Origin of the sequence: Bradyrhizobium iriomotense (assembly GCF_018130765.1) — a bacterium.
Taxonomy (GTDB): domain Bacteria; phylum Pseudomonadota; class Alphaproteobacteria; order Rhizobiales; family Xanthobacteraceae; genus Bradyrhizobium; species Bradyrhizobium iriomotense_A.
The window spans coordinates 357,764-375,608 of sequence record NZ_JAFCJZ010000002.1 but is presented as its reverse complement, the minus strand read 5'-3'; the positions used below and the strand labels follow the sequence as shown (position 1 = coordinate 375,608).

The following is a 17,845-nucleotide window of genomic DNA, read 5'->3' as shown; positions in this document are numbered from 1 at the left end:
GATGATCCGCGCCACAATCGCCACGATCTCTGCGCTCCTGCTGCTGGCACTGCCGGCAGAGGCCGCCGACGACGGCATCGCCGCGCCGACGCTGCGCGCGAACGTCACCGTGACCTCGGACGTGGTGCGGGTCGGCGACCTCATCGACAATGCCGGCTCGGCCGCGCTGATCCCAGTCTACCGCTCGCCCGACCTCGGCACCACCGGCGCGCTGCCGGTTGCGCAGGTCCTGGGCGTGCTGCGCGCCAAGCAGGTGATCGGCGTGATGACCGGCGACATCAAGGAGGTCCAGGTCACCCGCCTCGCCCGCACGCTCGCCAACAGGGATCTCGAAAACGCGGTTTCCTCCGCGCTCGAGCGCCGCTTCGGCCTTGGCGATGCCGCCAACATCACCGTCACCTTCGACCGCGGCGTCTCCGACATGCGGCTCGACGCTTCCAACACCGGTGCGCTCCTGCCGGTCGCCACCCGCTACGACGCGCGCAGCGGCCGTTTCGACATCGCCTTCGAGATCAACAACGACAACACCCCGACGCCGACCAAACTGCGCTTCACCGGCACCGCGATCGAGACCGTGGAAGTCGCCGTGCTGACGCGCGACATCGACCGCTCCGACATGCTGAAAGCCTCGGACATCTCGCTGGAGCGCCGGCCGAAGGCCGAGGTCACCGGCGAGGCCGCCTCGCGCGACCGCACCATCGGCATGCAGCTGCGCCGGCCGATGCGGGCGGGCACGCCGATCCGCGTCGCCGACATCGTCAAGCCCGACTTCGTGCAGCGCGACCAGAGCGTCACCATCATCTACCAGGTGCCCGGCCTCTACCTCACCACGCGCGGCAAGGCGATCGAGAGCGGCGCCGAAGGCGACACCGTCTCCGTGCTCAACCTGCAATCCAAGCGCACGCTGACCGGGGTCGTCACCGGCCGCGGCCAGGTGACGGTCCAGGGCGCCAGCCAATCCGCGCCGACGACGCCCGCGGTCGAGCAGACCTCCTCGCTCAAGCACGATGAGGCGCCCGCACCCGTCGACACTGCAGCCCTCGTCCGGAACCTGGTCCAGGCCCCGGCATCATCGGCTCAAGTCGCCCAAGCCCAGATCCCGCAAGCCCAGATCCCGCAAGCCCGCACCTCGCAAGCTCCAGCCAAGTCAGAGTAAGTCATGTCTTCGTTCAGTTCGGCTTCCCGTCTCCGTCGCATCGCGATCTCTGCCCTGCTGCTGGCCTCCTGCGCGCTGGGCGGCTGCTCCTCGATCGACCGCCTGTCGCAGATCGGCGAGCAGCCGAAATTGTCCGCGATCGACAATCCGACGACACAGCCCGGCTACAAGCCGGTGCAGATGCCGATGCCGAAGCCTGAAGTCGCCTCCTACAATCCGAACTCGCTATGGCGCAACGGCAGCCGCGCCTTCTTCAAGGACCAGCGCGCCCATCAGGTCGGCGACCTCCTGACGGTGACTGTCAACTTCACGGACAAGGCCAACATCGCCAACGAGACCCAGCGCAGCCGGACCGCCAAGGAAGATTCGGGGATTACCGATTTCATCGGCAGCCAGACGATCACACAGCCGCTCAAGATCCTGCCCGGCCGTCTTCTCACCACCGACTCGACGTCCTCCGCCGACGGCAAGGGCTCGGTCCAGCGCCAGGAAGCCTTGCAGACCAATGTCGCGGCGGTCGTCACTCAGGTGCTGCCGAACGGCAACCTCGTCGTCGAAGGCAAGCAGGAAATCCGCGTCAACTACGAGATCCGCGAGCTGGTCGTCGCCGGCATCGTCCGTCCCGAGGACATCCAGAGCGACAACACCATCGACTCCAGCAAGATCGCCCAGGCCCGCATCGCCTATGGCGGCCGCGGCCAGATCATGGACGTGCAGCAGCCGCGCTACGGCCAGCAGGTCATGGACGTGCTGCTACCCTTCTAAGCTTCTTTAAGAGCTCCCACATCGTGTTCGCGAACCTAGGCGCGAACGACGGTGTACTACGCGGCCCTCGCTAGCTCCCCTGGCGAGGGCCGCATGTATTTTGCCTGCGCCGCCGTAGCGGCGCAGGCTTTTTAGAGCAGCATGATCCCGCGTGCTTGCGCCCACCGCTCGAGGATCTTGCACTCCTCGGCGAGCGGCGGACGGTTTGCAAACCCGCGAACCTGAACCGCCCGGGAACGGCGATCCAGTTCGATGGTCAGCAGCCGCTGCACACTGCCCCCAGCACGGCGGCGGAGCGACCAGATCGACGCATGCCCGGCAATGCACTTTGTCGCGTAGCTGGCGACGCAGTGACGCATGCCGCGCGTCTCGGCCACGAGATCGTCCGCGGTCCGCAGCTGGACCACGACATACTCCTCACGCTTGGCCCGGTCCTTGGACGACGTAGTCCATGACCAGTCCGCGATCGCTGCACCTCGCCAGGCCTCGTCGACGGGCTCCACTGCCAGCCCACGCGCACGGTTCCGCGCAGCCTCCGCGCGACGGCGCGCAGCCTCGATGCGAGCGATCGCATCGAGATCGCGATGCCATTCGCGCATCTGCCGGCCGAGCGAGACCAGCGAGCGCCCCTTGAGGCTGAACTTGCGATCACGCCGATAGCACGCGGCGAGGTAATCGTGGAGATCGTCCATCTCCTCGACCGTGGTTGGATGCGCGCAGAAGAAGCGCACCACCTCGCGCCAGAAGCCATGCTCGGCACGGGGCGTCTGCGTGATCCTGGTGCGCGCGATCTGCATCGCAACGCCGGGATCGTTTGCATAGGATCGCGCAATCGCCTGCCAGATCGCAGCCTCGAAGCCGACCTTCCCCAAGGGATTGAGGAACGCATGGACCTCCTTGCGAGACAGCCATTCGCTCGCACCGGCGCCGTAGAGCGAACCACCACCGGCCGCCACGACGTACCAGCGCTTGCGCAAACGGATCTCGTCTGCGCCCAGTCCCGCGCCGTCGATCCAGATCTGCTCCAGATGTTCCGCGACGGGATAACGCGCGAAGAGATAGCGGGCCGCAGCAAGACGAAGACGCGCGGCATCGCGAGTCTTCATCCGCGGCTTCCAGGCCTGGGCGTCGCGCACGACGTCCGCCTCGAAGCCACGCCTGGCCTCGTAGATCGCGGTCTCGAAATCCGGTGGAGGACGCGTCCGCTGCGACACATGCCGCAGCGACAGCTCGTAGGCTTCAACCCGCGCGCGCTCGGCCTCCCGCCGGCGCTGAATCAATGAATGTGCCATTGTCGTTCAACATGATTGGATGACTGTCAGCCGGACGCACTGAGAGCGTCGGCACGGAGCGTGTCGATCGCCACAGACTGTTCACGGCTGGTCTCCTCATTGTTGAACGCGCAGGTTGAATGGGACGGGGCTCATATACCCGATCGCCGGCGGGCGCAAGATGCGCCGCGTCTGAAATTCAGAAACTGCACATAGCGAAAGAGGCTCGCGACATTTTGGCAACGTTGCGGCCACACACTCTCGTGTCCCGGACGCGGCGCAATGCGTCAGCGTTGCGGCGCAGAGCCGGGACCCAGGAAGTCGCCGAACACGCTGCCGCATGGGCCCCGGCTCTGCAGCGCACCGCCAAAGAGGCGCTGCGCTGCGTCCGGGGCACGAGAGCGGCGAGAACTCACTTAAACTCCGCCTCCACCACGCCAAGACCGTCCAGCTCCATCCGCACCTTGTCGCCGGCCTTCAGCCACAGCGTCTTCACGAGGCTCCCCGTCAAAACGAGCTGCCCCGCATGCAGTCCCTTGCCTTCCGCGGCGAGATGGTTGGCGAGCCAGGCGAGGGCATTGTGCGGATGGCCGAGCACGTCGGCACCGGTGCCGTGGCTGACCTCCTCGCCATTGACGATGGCGCGGCCCTTGACCGATTTCAGGTCCGGCACCGACGAGCGCGGCACGGACGGCCCGAGCACGCAGCCGGCTGCGAAGAAATCGTCGGCGATCAGCGTCGGCGCGCCCATCGTCTCCCATTTCACGTAGCGGTCGTCGACGATCTCGATCGCGGGATTATAGGACTCGACCGCCTCCTCGACCCATTCGGCCGTGAACGGCGCCTCGCCGGCGGCAAGATCACGCTTGAGCCGCACCGCGATCTCGCATTCGACGCCGACGCGGACATATTTGGAGGCCGAGAGCTTCGCACCGCTCTCATACACGCCCTTCTGGAACACGCCGCCGCCGCACGGATGCGGGATGCCGATGTACTCCTGCATCACCTGGCTGGTGCAGCCGATCTTGTAGCCGACGAGCGGCCCGAGATGCGGCAGCAGCAGATCGTGCAGCGCACGCTGGACCTGATAGCCCTCGGCCTCGTCAGCCGGTGGAACCTCGAGGGCTGCAAGCGGCGCATGGTTGCGGCGCGCCAGCGCGATTGCCTTTGCGGCTTCGAGAATTTTGTCCATCGGCGCCGCCTCCCACGCTACGTAATCGAGGACAGCACTTCAGCATCCCCGGTCCGGCCTGACAAGCGCGAGCGGGGGCAGACTCACGGCTTGACGAGGCCAAGCCGGATCAGGCTCTCGGCAGTCGCGAGGATCGCCTCATCGTTGGAGCGGGGCTGCCAGCCGAGCAGCGACCGCGCCTTGGCACTGGTGGAATGCCTGACACGGCCGAGCATCGGCACGACCGCGCGCAGCAGCGGAATCCGGTTCGCGGCCAGCCGCACCAGCCAGTCGGGGGCCTGGAGCCGCGGAACCCGGCGCGCGGCCGGCCCCAGTTCCCGCCGCAACACCTTGCCGATGTCGAGGATCGACATCGTCTCCCCGGAGACGGCGATGAAGCGCTCGCCTTTGGCTTGCGGTGCCGTCATCGCCCGCAGATGCAGATCGGCGACGTCGCGCACGTCGACCACACCGAAATAGACCCGCGGCACCGCGGGCATGGCGCCGTCGAGCAGCGATTTGACGATCTCGATCGAGCCGGAGAAGTCCGGCCCCAACACGGGGCCGAAAATCCCGGCGGGATTGACCACCGACAGTTCGAGCCCGCCGCCTTCGCGCGCGACGAAATCCCAGGCCGCCCGCTCGGCCAGCGTCTTGGACTTGATGTAGGGCTGCACGTCGGCGCCGCCGAGATTGGTCCAGTCGGTCTCGTCGAACGGTTGTTCGCGCGGCGGATGGCCGTAGCCGATCGCACCCAGCGACGAGGTGATGACCACCCGTTTGACGCCGGCCTCGCGCGCGGCCCGGAGCACGCGGAGCGTTCCGTCCCGGGCCGGGATAATCATCTCGTTCTCGTCCTTGGGAACACTGGTCGAGAGCGGGGAGGCAACATGGAGAACGTAGTCGCAGCCCGTGACCGCCTCCTGCCACCCCTCGTCCCGGACGAGGTCGGCCGTGAAGAAGGATACGCTCTCTGGCGAAGCCGCCCCGCCCTCGCGCAGCATGGCCAGCACATCGGCTTGACGCTCCGGCCGGCGCACCGTCGTCCGCACTCTGTGACCGGCGGCCAGAAGCTGCAGGACGACGTGGATGCCGACGAAGCCCGACCCGCCGGTGACCAGAACAGTGCTCATTGCCAAATTCCCCTCGCTACATGGGCCGGCAAATTGGTTCCACCAAGGCCCTGCTCAAGGCCGCATCTGGTCACTATGTGCTTGCGGACAAGTAGAATGGATTTCGAGACCGGTATGGAAAACCTGACCGACCCTTGCGACGGCAACTGCGATTGCAGCCCCGACCCCGCTCTGCTCGCCGACTTCAAGCGCGCCATCCATGCCCTTGGCGGCAAGTGGAAGCTGGAGATCCTGTTCGCCCTGATGAACGGCGCGGTTCGCTTCGGCGCCTTGCGGCGATCGATCGGCGGCATCACCCAGCACATGCTGACCATGCAACTGCGCGAGCTCGAGCAGGACGGGCTGGTGTCCCGAACCGCCTTTGCGGAGAAACCCCTAAGGGTCGAGTACGAGCTGACGGATGCGGCCTACGGCCTGCTCCCGGCGTTTAAGGAAATATTGAGCTGGTCGAGGCTTTATGGGGATGCACGCCTCGTGGCGTCGCGCGAGGCCTGATTGCAGCGCTGCGTGATGCAGCTCGATCAGCCACTCAGCATCCGAGCCGATCTCGTTGATGCGACTCGCAAAAACTTCCCGCACCTGAAGTGAAGGCTGTTTCTCATCCGAACTCACGTGAGCTCGGAGGAATCGAGTCTAGCCCCTTGATCGCGATTCACTTTTAGAGATTGCGCTCGCACGTTGACGCGCGGTGTCGAGCGACAGGCAAAATGCCGAGCGCGGCGCGAAATGGCGCCTTGCGTCCAAAATGTGCTGACACAATAAGACCGCGTCGACTATGTGCTTGATTTTGCTCGACACCGTCTCACAAGAATGGGGCGATCTTCACAATAAGAACGGGTCGATCCGGGGGGTACGCAACTTATGAACAGGGCGATGGCTATAAGTCATTGAAAAGGCTTGTTTTTAACGCCGTCGAAATGACGATCCCCACTGGAAAATCCATGCCGGACGTCTCCAAAATCAGCTTCTCGGAGGACACGTTCGTCGCCACTATCGCCGGCGAACTAGCGCCGCCGGGTGTTATGCCACAGGCGGCAGCTTCTAAGAAACAGCGGTTAGGAGCTGTTCTTCGTACCCCAGAACATCTTTGGCAAATGTCGAACGGTCGTCGAGCCAACAACAAAAGCTTTCGCCGTCGTACGCATTCACAACCATGAACTTAACGTCTTCCGCTTTGAACGGCTCGTCGCGTTTCGCCTCGCGACAAAACATGAAAAATGACCACGATTCCCGGTGATCCTCGATAACTCTCGCTATGAACGAGAGATGGGAGTTTGCCGTCAATTCCATTCGCTCATAACTGCCCCCTCCCACCTGATGCAGTATCGCATCTTTGGCCGCAGCTCCCGCGTAGGGTTCTCGAAAAAACCATTCCAGCGAGCAACCGGAAAGCGACATGCATTGAACCAATCGCGCCAGGTTGAGAACCGTATTTCGCACTGCCTGAACATCTAGCGGACCACTCCGCATCAAATCTCCTGCTGGCAGGATGCCGCCTGTGTCGAGACTTTCCAATACTTTGGAACCCGAGGATTTGGGCGCCAGAACGAAGAACACGCCTGACTTCAAGGCAACAGCACCCGCCTGATCAAGGTCAGCATTTCGCCGAAAATGCGCGAGCCCGATTTCTCGATCAATTTTAATGCTCGAAACAGATGTCATTTCGGCTCCGTTCTGCCCCCCGGATAGCAACGAAAATCCTGACAACCGGGTGGCAGGTTCTTGTTTCGATAATCCCAATGGGGGCCAATCGGCGGCGCATGATTCAAATCCGGATGGAGGCTCTCTCCTCCACCCGGAGGCACCCATGCGCCTTGGGGCGAACCAACACTCCCACTACCTTTCCACTCCCACTGCTGCCCTCCTGGCCCAACTGGCGGTCTGGTAGGATCATTAAAGTCAAATTCAGGCAAGGTGGGCCCTGAACCTGAACTCATCGCCCAATCTACGATGCTGCCAAGCCCGTACCCGACGGCACCCCCAAGTGAGCTACCGGCCGCAATCTCCGCAGGTGTCGCCAGGACATTTACACCGCCCGTGGCGGCATCAACAACCAGCGATCCGCCCGCGGCCATCATACCGCCTGCGGCAACTCCGTACGTAGCATAGGTATGAGCGTAATCGTTGAAAACATAAGAAAATGAACCAAGTATCGCTCCATTCGCGAATTTGTCGCCATTGATTGCCGCAACGGTTCCTCCGACCACCGCTGCTCGGGCAACATTGGCTGACATGGATTGGAAATCCGGGCCCCACAATGACGACGCCTTAGTCGCAGCCGTCGCCACAAAACCCTGCCAGAAATTTCCACCTTCGGCAGCCTGCTTGGCACCACCGACGACCCCGTGCGCTGCAATCGATTCGATTTCCTGGGAAGTCGTCAGGGCCTCATTTGCTCCCTGAACGGCCTGGAAATAGCTACCGACGCCATAAGTTACACCGGCCGATATGCCGCCGATTACCGCTCCCTTTACGGCCGCCGCAAGAACATCATCCAGAGTGCCTCCATACAATGCAGCGCCGAGCGCTCCACCTGCCGCACCAGCGGCCATACCAGTGAGGATCGCACCCGCAAGTGGTCCCACTGCCGCGGTAGCTGCACCGAACGTGACGACCTCGATGACGATAACAACGATAACAACAACAACCACCCGCCAGTTTTCAGACAGCCATTTCCCGGCTTCGCTGAAGAAATGGCCGATGCCGTGCGCCGCGTCAGAGATTGCATTGCCTGCCGCGCGGAACGGCGCAGTCACAGCGTGCCAAACATCGCCCAAGAAGCCGTAGCCTGAAGGATCAACGAATTTGAGCGGATTTCCGCGCGCATACATGTAACCATTACCGGCCTGGGTATCTGCGGCGGCCTGGTTAATGGGATCTACAGACGTGAATGTGGACAGCAGCGTGCTGTACATCCGCCCATTCATGTGAATAAGCGACAACTCATCCAGATGCTCGTGCCCCGTGAAGCCGCGCTTCCAGGACTTTCCGAGTTGCACGCCCTCCCCTCCGTCCCCGGCAATACGTGACGTTCTTGCACCCCACGGATCGTACCAGATCCGGTCTCTCAGGCGCTGCTTCTCATCCGTAATGCGAAGAACTGACCCAAGCTGGTCAGCATGCAGGTACCACGTCTGTTCATGCAGCGATTCGCCAATAGTGCGCGGGATGCGCCTAGATGCGTGTCTGTCGAGAACAGAGTCTGCGTATTGAGCGTCCCTCTCGACCACGGCAAACACGCCGGAACTGTTCGACAGATAATGGCGGTTGCGGGTGAGCCGTCCAAACTTTTCGTCAGTCACGCCCGACGTATATTCGATCACTCGCTCGAATTTTCCAAGATAGAGCGTTTCTGTCGATCGCGCTCCCTTGCGGACAAACTGCCGGAAGCGATCCCCGGCCGGACCATAATCGAACCTCGTCCAATCATCCTGCTCCGTATAGATCAGTGCAGCGCGGTTGTCGGACGTGTACTCAAAATGGCCTTGCGGCCCGCCTGTCATGTTACCGTTCAAGTCATAAAAGAAGCGGTGATGCCCCTCGGAGTTGCTCGTCTGAAGCACTGCATGAAATGGCTTGGCGGTATTGCCGTCGATTTCACCGGGATTCTGCGCATAGTGGTAGGTCCCGACGCCTTGCTTGTAGGTCAGTCTGCCAGCGGCATCGAAAGCATAGCGCGAGCGCTCGCCGCCCGAATCCATTTCGACGAGACGATCGAGCGCATCGTATTTGAAAGTCTCTCGCTTGCCTTCGACCGATTCCGTTCGCCGCTCAAGATTACCGATCAGATCGTATCTTAGATTCAGGTTGAGAATCCGCCGATCGTTTTCGGTGACGGTTTCCATCTCCTCGATGCGACCATTTCGCTCGTTGAACGCTCGCGTCGTGACGACGCCGTTGCCGTAGGTTTCCTCCGTTACGCGACCATATTTATCAATCTCTTTGGCTGTCCAGAAATTCTTGTGACCGCGCGTGTCCTCGAGGCCGACCAGAAACCCCTTCTTGTCGTATCGGTTCCGCACGGAGAACGCCGTCGGATAATACAGCGTGCTCGGCCGACCAAGCCGGTCGTAGTCCATCGACGTGACAAACTGTTCCTTGCCGATCTGTACCGCCACGCTTTTCGAACGTCCGAAACCATCATAGGAATAGACTTCGCGGTATCCATTCGATTTTTCAACCTCGGCGGTCTTTCCTATGCCATGCTCGGCCCGATCGAAACGCCAGATCGTGGATGAATCGTTCTCCTGACGGCGCACGACCCTACCCAGAACGTCGTATTCGATAATCGCAATCTGGTTCTTGGCGTCGATCTGTCGGACCAGTTGTCCAAATGAATTGTATTCGTAACGCCAGACACCTAAGTCCGGATCCGACGACTGTATCCGGTTTCCGAAATCGTCATACATGTGGACGGTAGTTGCACCGGTCGGACCGACCATCTTTTCCAACCTGCCGCCGGCGTCATACTCAAACCGGACAGAGCCCTTCTTGCCGTCCACGGACAGCAGAACTTGCTTGCGCATATTGACGCAGGAATATGACTTTCGAGCGAGTCCTCCCGGATCGACGGTCACGTCAACCTCGCCGCCGCCAAGCAACGGCCCGGCGGCCAGATCCACGCAAGACTGTGGCGGGACGTGAGGTACGCCGTTAGCGACACGGTTCTGCAGGCTTCGGTATTCCGTAAGCGTCACAAGATTGTCGGGCGAGACCGTCCTGTATGTCCGTCCCATGACATCCAGGAAGCTTCTCGACCAAAGAGGTGTTTGTCCACTTTCGTAAGGAAGCGACGTCTTTATGGACCGCCCAAGCAAATCGTACTCAGTGTCTCTGAAAATATAGCGATGACCGACGCCGTCCTTCGTAAAGCCATCCGCAACAATTCGGAGCGGACGACTCTTGTTGTCGAAGACGGTGATCGTGGGCGGCAGGGAATCAACCTGAGCGACCGAAACGAAAGCCGCGTTCAGCCCAGCAGTGACATCAACACCGGGAATCGAGGTCCGAGCCTCGTCGACCGAAAGCAGACGCGTCGTGGCCGCTATTGTGTCCGGATTAGTCTGACGACGTAGCCTGCCGAATCCATCGTATTCGTATTGAGTAGACAATCCATTCGCGTCGGTTGCGGACCTGGGTAACCCGTTTCGCTCGTCGATCACCTTGCTGACACTCTGACCAAGAGCGTTGGTCGCCGAAATCGCGAAACGCCCTCGGTCATCGTAGATTGACTTTGTTGTGCGCGGCAATTCGCCGTCTGCTACGATCGTCGTTTCGATCGCATTTCCAAACGCATCCCTCCGGTAGGCTGTCGAGATCTTTTTCGAAGTACCGGCGTTCGCGATCTGCTGCGACAACAATCCGGTTGCTTCAACGTACGCGAAGGCGGAAGCTCGTTCCTCCGTCTTTCTCGCTGGCGCGCCCGCCGCGACGGGATCGCCAACCTTCTTCACCGTACTGTCAGTCAATCGACCCAGGTACCACCGATTGTCATCCACCGTATCCTGACGGTACTCGTTCGTCGTCTCCACTGACGAGCCATCTGTCAACTCACTCCGGGTCTTCAGGACGTTCATCCGCCGTAGCAGGACGTCCGAAGGAGAGTCGTACACGAATGTGTCGAGGCTCTCGGAGATGAGCTTTCGATCCAGTTCGAACTGGGTCGTTCTCACCGAATCGAGGTTGAGTTGACGAATCCGATAAGGACTTCCAGCGACCATCGGCTGGGGCGGCGTCGGCGCCTGGTCCCAGCAATTGCGAATCGATTTCGAAGCACCATGGCTGGTATCGCCTTCGACGGTGAGCCAGCAGTTACGGGTCTCGCTGAGCTTTTGCTCCCATTCGCGCGCCTGCAATTCCGGACCATCCATGGGACAGAGGTCGTCCGGAGTTTTCTCTGGATGAGCCGACCATTTGTCGAGAGGTAACCAGCAGCTCGCCTCACGCCTGGCACTGTTTCGGAATCGTGGATCCTGCAAAAGCTCAGAACGCGAGAGTACACCGTTCACTTCATTGAGGCTTTCACGCCACCCAAAGCCCAGCGAACGCATCGACGCATTGTCGACGCGATAGTTGCCGTAGCGGTACGAAAAGCTGGCTGTGCGTCCGGCGCCCTCATCGACCGTCGCGCGACGCACGACATAGGTCGTTGGCACGGGAGCGATCAGAGGAAATGGATCGGGAGCGCCTCGGATATAGACGCGTGGTCCCAGCAAGTTCTTGGGCATCCTGTACGAAGTATCGGCATCCTCCACGTACGATGTCGCGGGATCGTCGTTCTCCGAAAGCGACCGATAGTAGATCGCGGTCAGAAGTCCGGCGCCTTCCCTGATCGCCTTGAGCATCTCCGCGCGCCGGGACGTGTTTAGTCGCACCTTTGGTGCCTCGCCCGCGAATGACTGAACAATGTCGCTCAATCCGCGACCTGTAACGCTCATGATCCGGACGCCCAGATCGAGGCCATCCTTATCAACGAATGAAAATTTGGGAACGACGTCGTCCGCGAGCTTCGTCTTCCAGTCGGTGCCGTTGTTGAAGAAGATACCAGTGGTCAAGCTCAGATCGTCATTCTGTCGCGCATACAATATGTCCAGAAATCCGTCACCCTTGGTATCGACAAGCCGAAACCCGGGATCACCGTCCTTGTCAGAAATCGCGTCGAGGGGAATTTGCCAGCTACCGCTCGGCGAAGCCTCCCAGCCTCTTCCGGTGCCGAGCCACGTGCTCGAGCTGTTGGTGCCACCGCTTCTCTTGGACAGCACAATGTCCGGAATGCCGTCGCCATTGACATCCGCCCATTGAACGAGCGTCTTCTGTTCCCGGCGCGGCGCGTCGAGTCCATAGGGGACCTTGATCGAAGGATCGAGCTTCCATCCGCTCCCGGTATTGATCCATACTTCCTCGACCTCAACTGAATCGTCGTGCGGGTGTTTGAAGCGGGCGACGATATCTGGCAGTCCGTCCTGGTCGATATCCGTGATCTGGACAAATAGGTCCTGGCTCTTTTCAGTATTGCTATCAATCTGCGCCACGAACGGAACCGGCGGCGCATAGGCAGGAGCCGGCGTCCAGCGGACGCCGTCGAAGATGTACGCAGCCGCCTGCAGGCGAGACCAATCCCAGCCGTTACATTGCTCGACGCCAGCCGCGTCAGTCGTGCACTTTTTAACATTCGCCCGTTTTCCAAGACCATTTGCGGGATTGGGCCCCAGAAAGCTGACGAGCATTGCGAGCCGCTGATCGTTCAGCTTGACAAAACGGACTCCCATGTCGCCAATCTGATTGGTCGCGATCGGCCAGATCCGTCCATCGTCGGTCGCTCTGCAAGTCGGCGGGATCGTCAGCGCCTCTGCTCCCCCCGGCGCAACTTCGCTCCATTTTCGCTGCTCGTCATTGAGGGCGACATTGCGATACAGATGACAGTCGAGCTTGTTGTTCTTGTCCCGATAGCTGTAGATCATGTCGGCAAAGCCGCTTCCGGAAACGTCGGCGAACTGGGCCGGATTGCTTGCTATGTCGTCCGACGCGAGCGGTGAGAGCGGGACAAGTCCGGGTTCGTCGACCCAACCGGCGCCGGTGTTGCGCGATGCTCCGGCGACCGCGACAGTTTTCCCGTCCTGGGTCACGTCGCGACGATAGATGATATCCGGCAGGTTGCGCCCGTGAAGATCCAGAATGCGAACACCGCGATCCTGCTTATCCTTTCTGGAGAACTGCACGGGAGGCGCGTAAGCTGCCTCGGTATTGAACTTTGAACCATCGCTGACGAAAATGTTCCCGAATATGTTTTGTTGATTTGGCGTTACGGAAGCGGTGTCGTTAACGCTGATGACGTCGTCACCTGAACTGCCATCGATATTACCAATGAATGCGACGACTCGCGGAGCATCTACTTTGAGTGTCGATAGCAGCGGCGGATTAAAGCCCGGCGAAGCAACCCAGCCTACGGTCGATTGCAGGTACGCAAACTGGACTTCTGATCCGTCTGGCAACTGGGCGTGCGCGATCACATCCTGCAAGCCATCGCCATCAACGTCCGCGACAACTGCGCCGAGGTCGTTACCAACGGCGTCCACCAAATTGAACGGAGGCGACTTATCGACCCGTCCCCCCTGTCCGTCCAACGGAACCCAGCCGTTCGAACTCGTCACGTAGGCACCACGCGCCCCCGCTCCGGTTGCGGAAGCGACAATCAGCCCGGGACACGCACCAGCCCCCGTGTCAAAGGTGATCTGTCTGATCGCAGCAGGATCGGTCGCGGCCGAGAACCGTGGCTTGAACTTGAGTGCGGGTTCCTCTTCCCACTTGGTCGCCCGGTAACGATAAATTTTCCAATCGTAGGTGCCGCCATTTTTGACTGCGCTCAAAAGCGCAGGATGGCCGCTGCAATCAATGTCGATCACCAATGTTCGACTATCGAGGTCCACCGGCGGGAGGTGCGCGGGATCGGGCTGCCATCCGCTTCCGGTGTTGGTCAAAAAACCGGACGTACCCATCGACTCGTAGATCAGATCGGGCGCTGCACCGCCCGAGAACTTTGCAAATCGATACTGCGCAACGATCTTTCCGTCGAGGCTGACAACGAACGGCAACTGATAGGGATCATCCTTGTCGAAGGCCTTCGCACCCGCGGTATAAGTCGCGAAGGTCGCCGGTTCGCCGGTCTTCTGATAGCCTTGCAGCAGGCTTGCCTGTCCTTTGCCTCTCACGTCCTCAACGATGACCCCGAGATCGGCACCGTCGGCATTGGTGAAGGCAACTGGCGGCTTGAAATCCGGCATCGGAGTCCAAACCCGATTTCCGGGAAGCAGGGCATCCAGATCGTTGCGGAAGGCGAATGCTTCGAGTTTGCCTTCGATCTGGGCCGCGAACAGCAAATCCGGAAGCTTGCCGGTAGGTGCAAAGTGCTTGAAACGATAGCCCGCGCCCAGACGGTTGCGTCCCGCCAGAACGACCGAATTCGGGAACGGATACGCCGCGTCGACCCACCCGGTCGGCGGTTTTGTGTATTCGAAGTTGGTAGGCTGAAGCTCCTGTCCATCAGAACCAAATTGATGCAATGCTTTTAGAACAAACCGGTTTGACGTATTCCGGTTTTCGTACTCAAGGGTATATCGATTGGCAGGAGGGCCGACTCTGCCAATGATCCCGTTCGATACCTCGATCAGACGTACGTCGCGGACGATCTCGCTCCCAGCGATATAGTTGGAGAGCGCCCGGACTGCTTCGTACTTGAAGTCTATGGACGCAAACGGCTCGAAACCGGCATCCGCCTTGATCTGGCCGCCAACCAGCCTCCCGCGGCCGGTGTACTTGATCGACTCAATATCGTAATTGCCCTTGCCGTTTCCGGCATAATAGAACTCGATATAGTTTCCACCAACCTCTACAGTCTGGTTGCCGGTAGCATCGGTCACTATCCTGCTTGCAGCCGTGTCGATGACCGCGCTTTCGGCGAGCAGCAGGGTTGACCCATTCCCTAGCAATACTCTGCTGCCACGCTCTCCATTGAACAGCAGAATGACGCCGCCTTTGGTCTCAACCTTGAAATAGCAATGGCCGAAATCGGCGCCCACCTGAGTGATGCGCGTCTGATCGTCGAACGCCTTGCGATACTCTATCTTTCGGCCGGCCCCCGCTCCTGTGACTGAGATCGGAATGAGCCGCTGCCCGTCCAGGTAAAATGCGTCTCCATCATCCAGCTTTATTCCGCTGCTAAGACCGTCGGTGAATACGTCTTTCGGGCCGCGCGTAATGACCGACAGGCCCGAAATCGACCACCCGGCGCCCAATGCACCGCCCAGCGATCCGCTGTCGTAGACCAACGAGATCTTTGGCGCTGTTCCCGCCGCGCCAGGAGGAATTTTGATGGGTACTGAATAGGTCGAGTTACCGGAAAGGTCGACCGAAAATGTCCCCGGAATCGAACCAATCGCTACCGGAACTGGGCCTTGAGCATTTAGTGGATCGAAGCCGAACGAGACGAAAAGGCAAAGCAGCAAAAAAAAAGTTCTTTTAAACATGACCATCCCCCAAGATGGAACTCAATCCTAGGGTACATCGATCGCTCGATGCAATAGTCGGTCGCGTTTTTTGTTCGCACAACCGAAGGCTGACCAGGCTGAAATCTGCCTGCCAATACTTCACTCAGGCGATTCATATTTCTTTCGGCACCGCACAATTCGGCGACGTTATTCTCGCCAGTACCGTCAACCTGTCGATCGAATTTCAAGGCGCGCAGCACTTCACCCCAGTGCCCGTTCTCGGCGGGGAAGACGACTGGCGTGGGCGCAGAAACGGGACGCCTTCAAAATGCGGCTGTGCGAGCAAAACGGCGTCGACCTACTGTACGTACTCAGCACCGACGTGGCAACCGAACGGGCCCTCAGCGACGTCTTCGGCGGTTCGTGAAACCCAGGAACTAGACGAAGAACCAACGGGCCGGTAGATCGTAGACGAGCCCTTTCAATGACCATCCCGTAGTCGGTAGGTTCAACATGCTCGGTTTCTTCATCTGCAACCTCATCATCCCGGGCGAGCCGGACCATCTCGAAATCACGACCCCGGCGGGCGTATGGACGCTGGGAAAATATGCCGAATACGAAAAGAGCAAAGCGGCCATCAACAACGGACAGTGCGCCGACACATACTACATCGAGATGAACATCCCGCTTGTCCCATCCGCGAGAGCGGACGCGGCGCTCGAACAACTCACGCCCATCCTGCTCGCGGCATCGTACGCGGTCGGCCTCGTCGCCACCATCTCCAAGGCGACCTTGAGCAGCGAGGTGAAGTTCATGCAGACCAGTCATCAATGGCCGAGAGCCAGGGCCGTCGACCGCAGTTCGCCGGTGGTGACGAACCCCGACGAATTCAAAACTCTCGTTGAGAATTTCGTCGCGGCCTACCCGTCGGCTGGCCAAACAGAAAAGGCACTTTTGCTCATCCATCACTGGCTGGACGCCTTAGCGTGCTGGTCCCTCGAAGATCTCTATCTCAGCGCAACCACGCTTCTCCAGATCATCGTCGCGACCGAGGAGACACGACAGAACGTGAATCGCCTCTCCTTCTACGATGGAGTGACCGATGCCGCGAACAGGATCGGCCTCCGGGTTCTGTCCACCGACTTCAAGAACATGCGGAACGAGATTGTCCACGGCGGCCAACTGATCGGAAGCCGGTTTCGCGGCCCCGGCAAAGCCGAATGCGATGCGGTCGTCGCCGACGTTTTGAATTGGTTCGACGAGTACCTGCACAAGGCACTTCAGCTCGGGCCCGTCGCGAAGACACGGTTCACGGCTGCGGACTTCTCCAGCCTGAACGCTTTTTCGATCTCATGATCGGTGCTCGCACCGCTGGTTTGGGCGACCGCGACGACAAGCGCGCCGTCTCGCACGTAGACTGAACTCACCGTCGAGAGGCCTTTTATGGCCCGAAGTCCCAACCAGGTGAATCGAAGTGGTTTCGGATCGATCTCGCGAGCGCGGCCGTCGCGCGCTCCTTATCGGCCATCAGGGTCAACAGCTTCTTGCCGTCCTCGACCTTATCAACGCCGAAAAGCGCGAGCGCACCTTTCAGGATATTATCGCAAGCGTCCTCGGCGGTGATCGATCCGACATATTCGAGGTGATCGAAAACGAGGTACAGCCACGCGCTGCCCATGTCCAAGGACGAATTCCTGCCGCCGGCATCCGGCTGCAAGTGCTTATCCAGATCGTGGACGCCATGCGCGAGGATGTAGGCTAGAAGTTTTCCGGCAGTCCGCTGCGGAGTCGGGTTCGTGATCTGCTCGTTGCAGACCGTTTTCGTCCTACAGTATTTCTGGTTGTGATGGACGAATGCAATCCCCGTCGTCTCGGGAATGGTGAGATCGTCGGCGATCATGAACTCCGATGTGAATTCGCGATTCCAGCGCCAGGTCCCGTCGATCTTCCTAAGCGGTCCGTCGTCCTTCTCCGGATCATATGCCGTCACCAGCGGGGATGTCATCTCGTCATACGTGAGCAGATACCGGTAGGCCGCCGGGTGGTAGTTCGGCATGGCCTCCACCCAGTAGATCCGCTTGTGCTTCACCAGCCGTTCCCAAGAGAATCGGAATTCCACCGTCCCGTATAGGGAGCCCGCCGACCAATCGTTCGCCGACAGCCAGGCAACGCTGATCCGGGACTTGTTCAGCCGGCTCTTATCGAAGACCAGACCGGACTTGATCTTGCCGTCCTCGATGATGCGTCGCGCGACCGGCAGATGGACGATATGCCTGACCTCGGTCAATTCCGAGTAGCTCGACGAAATCTTGTAAGCTTCCCACTCCGGCGCGGACATTTGACTCTCGATGGCTCAAATTCTAGAT

The 17,845-nt window shown here is 60.2% G+C and carries 10 protein-coding genes; 4 read left to right on the top strand and 6 right to left on the bottom strand.

What is annotated here, in order from left to right; genetic code table 11:
• Position 1 precedes the first annotated feature (1 nt).
• Positions 2–1,156, top strand: a complete 1,155-nt coding sequence (gene flgA / locus JQ635_RS05105) for a flagellar basal body P-ring formation chaperone FlgA (protein WP_211408773.1) — start codon at positions 2–4, stop codon at positions 1,154–1,156.
• 3 nt (positions 1,157–1,159) lie between these two features.
• Positions 1,160–1,921 carry a flagellar basal body L-ring protein FlgH gene (flgH, locus tag JQ635_RS05100; RefSeq protein WP_211408772.1) on the top strand — a complete coding sequence of 254 codons (762 nt, stop codon included), beginning with the start codon at positions 1,160–1,162 and terminating at the stop codon, positions 1,919–1,921.
• A 131-nt stretch (positions 1,922–2,052) separates the two neighbouring features.
• Here the strand turns inward: flgH and JQ635_RS05095 are convergent, their stop codons facing one another.
• The 3 genes from JQ635_RS05095 to JQ635_RS05085 form a co-directional block, all read right to left on the bottom strand.
• Entirely contained in the window at positions 2,053–3,213 is a 1,161-nt protein-coding gene (locus JQ635_RS05095) for a PcfJ domain-containing protein (protein ID WP_211408771.1), read from the bottom strand.
• 391 nt (positions 3,214–3,604) lie between these two features.
• Complete coding sequence (locus tag JQ635_RS05090; RefSeq protein WP_211408770.1) at positions 3,605–4,384, bottom strand: 2-keto-4-pentenoate hydratase; 780 nt, start codon at positions 4,382–4,384, stop codon at positions 3,605–3,607.
• Between the two features lie 83 nt (positions 4,385–4,467).
• A complete protein-coding gene (locus JQ635_RS05085; RefSeq protein ID WP_211408769.1) occupies positions 4,468–5,496 on the bottom strand; it encodes an SDR family oxidoreductase in 1,029 nt (342 codons plus the stop codon).
• 96 nt (positions 5,497–5,592) lie between these two features.
• Here JQ635_RS05085 and JQ635_RS05080 point away from each other — a divergent pair, with 96 nt between their 5' ends.
• Entirely contained in the window at positions 5,593–5,991 is a 399-nt protein-coding gene (locus tag JQ635_RS05080; RefSeq protein WP_211408768.1) for a winged helix-turn-helix transcriptional regulator, read from the top strand.
• Between the two features lie 546 nt (positions 5,992–6,537).
• Here the strand turns inward: JQ635_RS05080 and JQ635_RS05075 are convergent.
• Positions 6,538–7,158, bottom strand: coding sequence for a hypothetical protein (locus tag JQ635_RS05075; protein WP_211408767.1), 621 nt, complete (start codon positions 7,156–7,158; stop codon positions 6,538–6,540).
• A complete protein-coding gene (locus tag JQ635_RS05070) occupies positions 7,155–15,518 on the bottom strand; it encodes an RHS repeat-associated core domain-containing protein (RefSeq protein WP_211408766.1) in 8,364 nt (2,787 codons plus the stop codon). The genes JQ635_RS05075 and JQ635_RS05070 overlap by 4 nt, the downstream gene beginning before the upstream one ends.
• Before the next feature lie 474 nt (positions 15,519–15,992).
• Here JQ635_RS05070 and JQ635_RS05065 point away from each other — a divergent pair, with 474 nt between their 5' ends.
• Entirely contained in the window at positions 15,993–16,835 is an 843-nt protein-coding gene (locus JQ635_RS05065; RefSeq protein WP_211408765.1) for a hypothetical protein, read from the top strand.
• An 85-nt stretch (positions 16,836–16,920) separates the two neighbouring features.
• On the opposite strand, the gene JQ635_RS05060 is transcribed toward JQ635_RS05065, so the two are convergent.
• Complete coding sequence (locus JQ635_RS05060) at positions 16,921–17,817, bottom strand: hypothetical protein (RefSeq protein ID WP_211408764.1); 897 nt, start codon at positions 17,815–17,817, stop codon at positions 16,921–16,923.
• Between the last annotated feature and the right edge of the window lie 28 nt (positions 17,818–17,845).

Coding starts and splice junctions, on each gene's coding strand:
- flgA (WP_211408773.1), top strand. CDS start 2: ATGATCCGCGCCACAATCGCCACGATCTCTGCGCTCCTGCTGCTGGCA.
- flgH (WP_211408772.1), top strand. CDS start 1,160: ATGTCTTCGTTCAGTTCGGCTTCCCGTCTCCGTCGCATCGCGATCTCT.
- JQ635_RS05095 (WP_211408771.1), bottom strand. CDS start 3,213: ATGGCACATTCATTGATTCAGCGCCGGCGGGAGGCCGAGCGCGCGCGG.
- JQ635_RS05090 (WP_211408770.1), bottom strand. CDS start 4,384: ATGGACAAAATTCTCGAAGCCGCAAAGGCAATCGCGCTGGCGCGCCGC.
- JQ635_RS05085 (WP_211408769.1), bottom strand. CDS start 5,496: ATGAGCACTGTTCTGGTCACCGGCGGGTCGGGCTTCGTCGGCATCCAC.
- JQ635_RS05080 (WP_211408768.1), top strand. CDS start 5,593: ATGGATTTCGAGACCGGTATGGAAAACCTGACCGACCCTTGCGACGGC.
- JQ635_RS05075 (WP_211408767.1), bottom strand. CDS start 7,158: ATGACATCTGTTTCGAGCATTAAAATTGATCGAGAAATCGGGCTCGCG.
- JQ635_RS05070 (WP_211408766.1), bottom strand. CDS start 15,518: ATGTTTAAAAGAACTTTTTTTTTGCTGCTTTGCCTTTTCGTCTCGTTC.
- JQ635_RS05065 (WP_211408765.1), top strand. CDS start 15,993: ATGCTCGGTTTCTTCATCTGCAACCTCATCATCCCGGGCGAGCCGGAC.
- JQ635_RS05060 (WP_211408764.1), bottom strand. CDS start 17,817: ATGTCCGCGCCGGAGTGGGAAGCTTACAAGATTTCGTCGAGCTACTCG.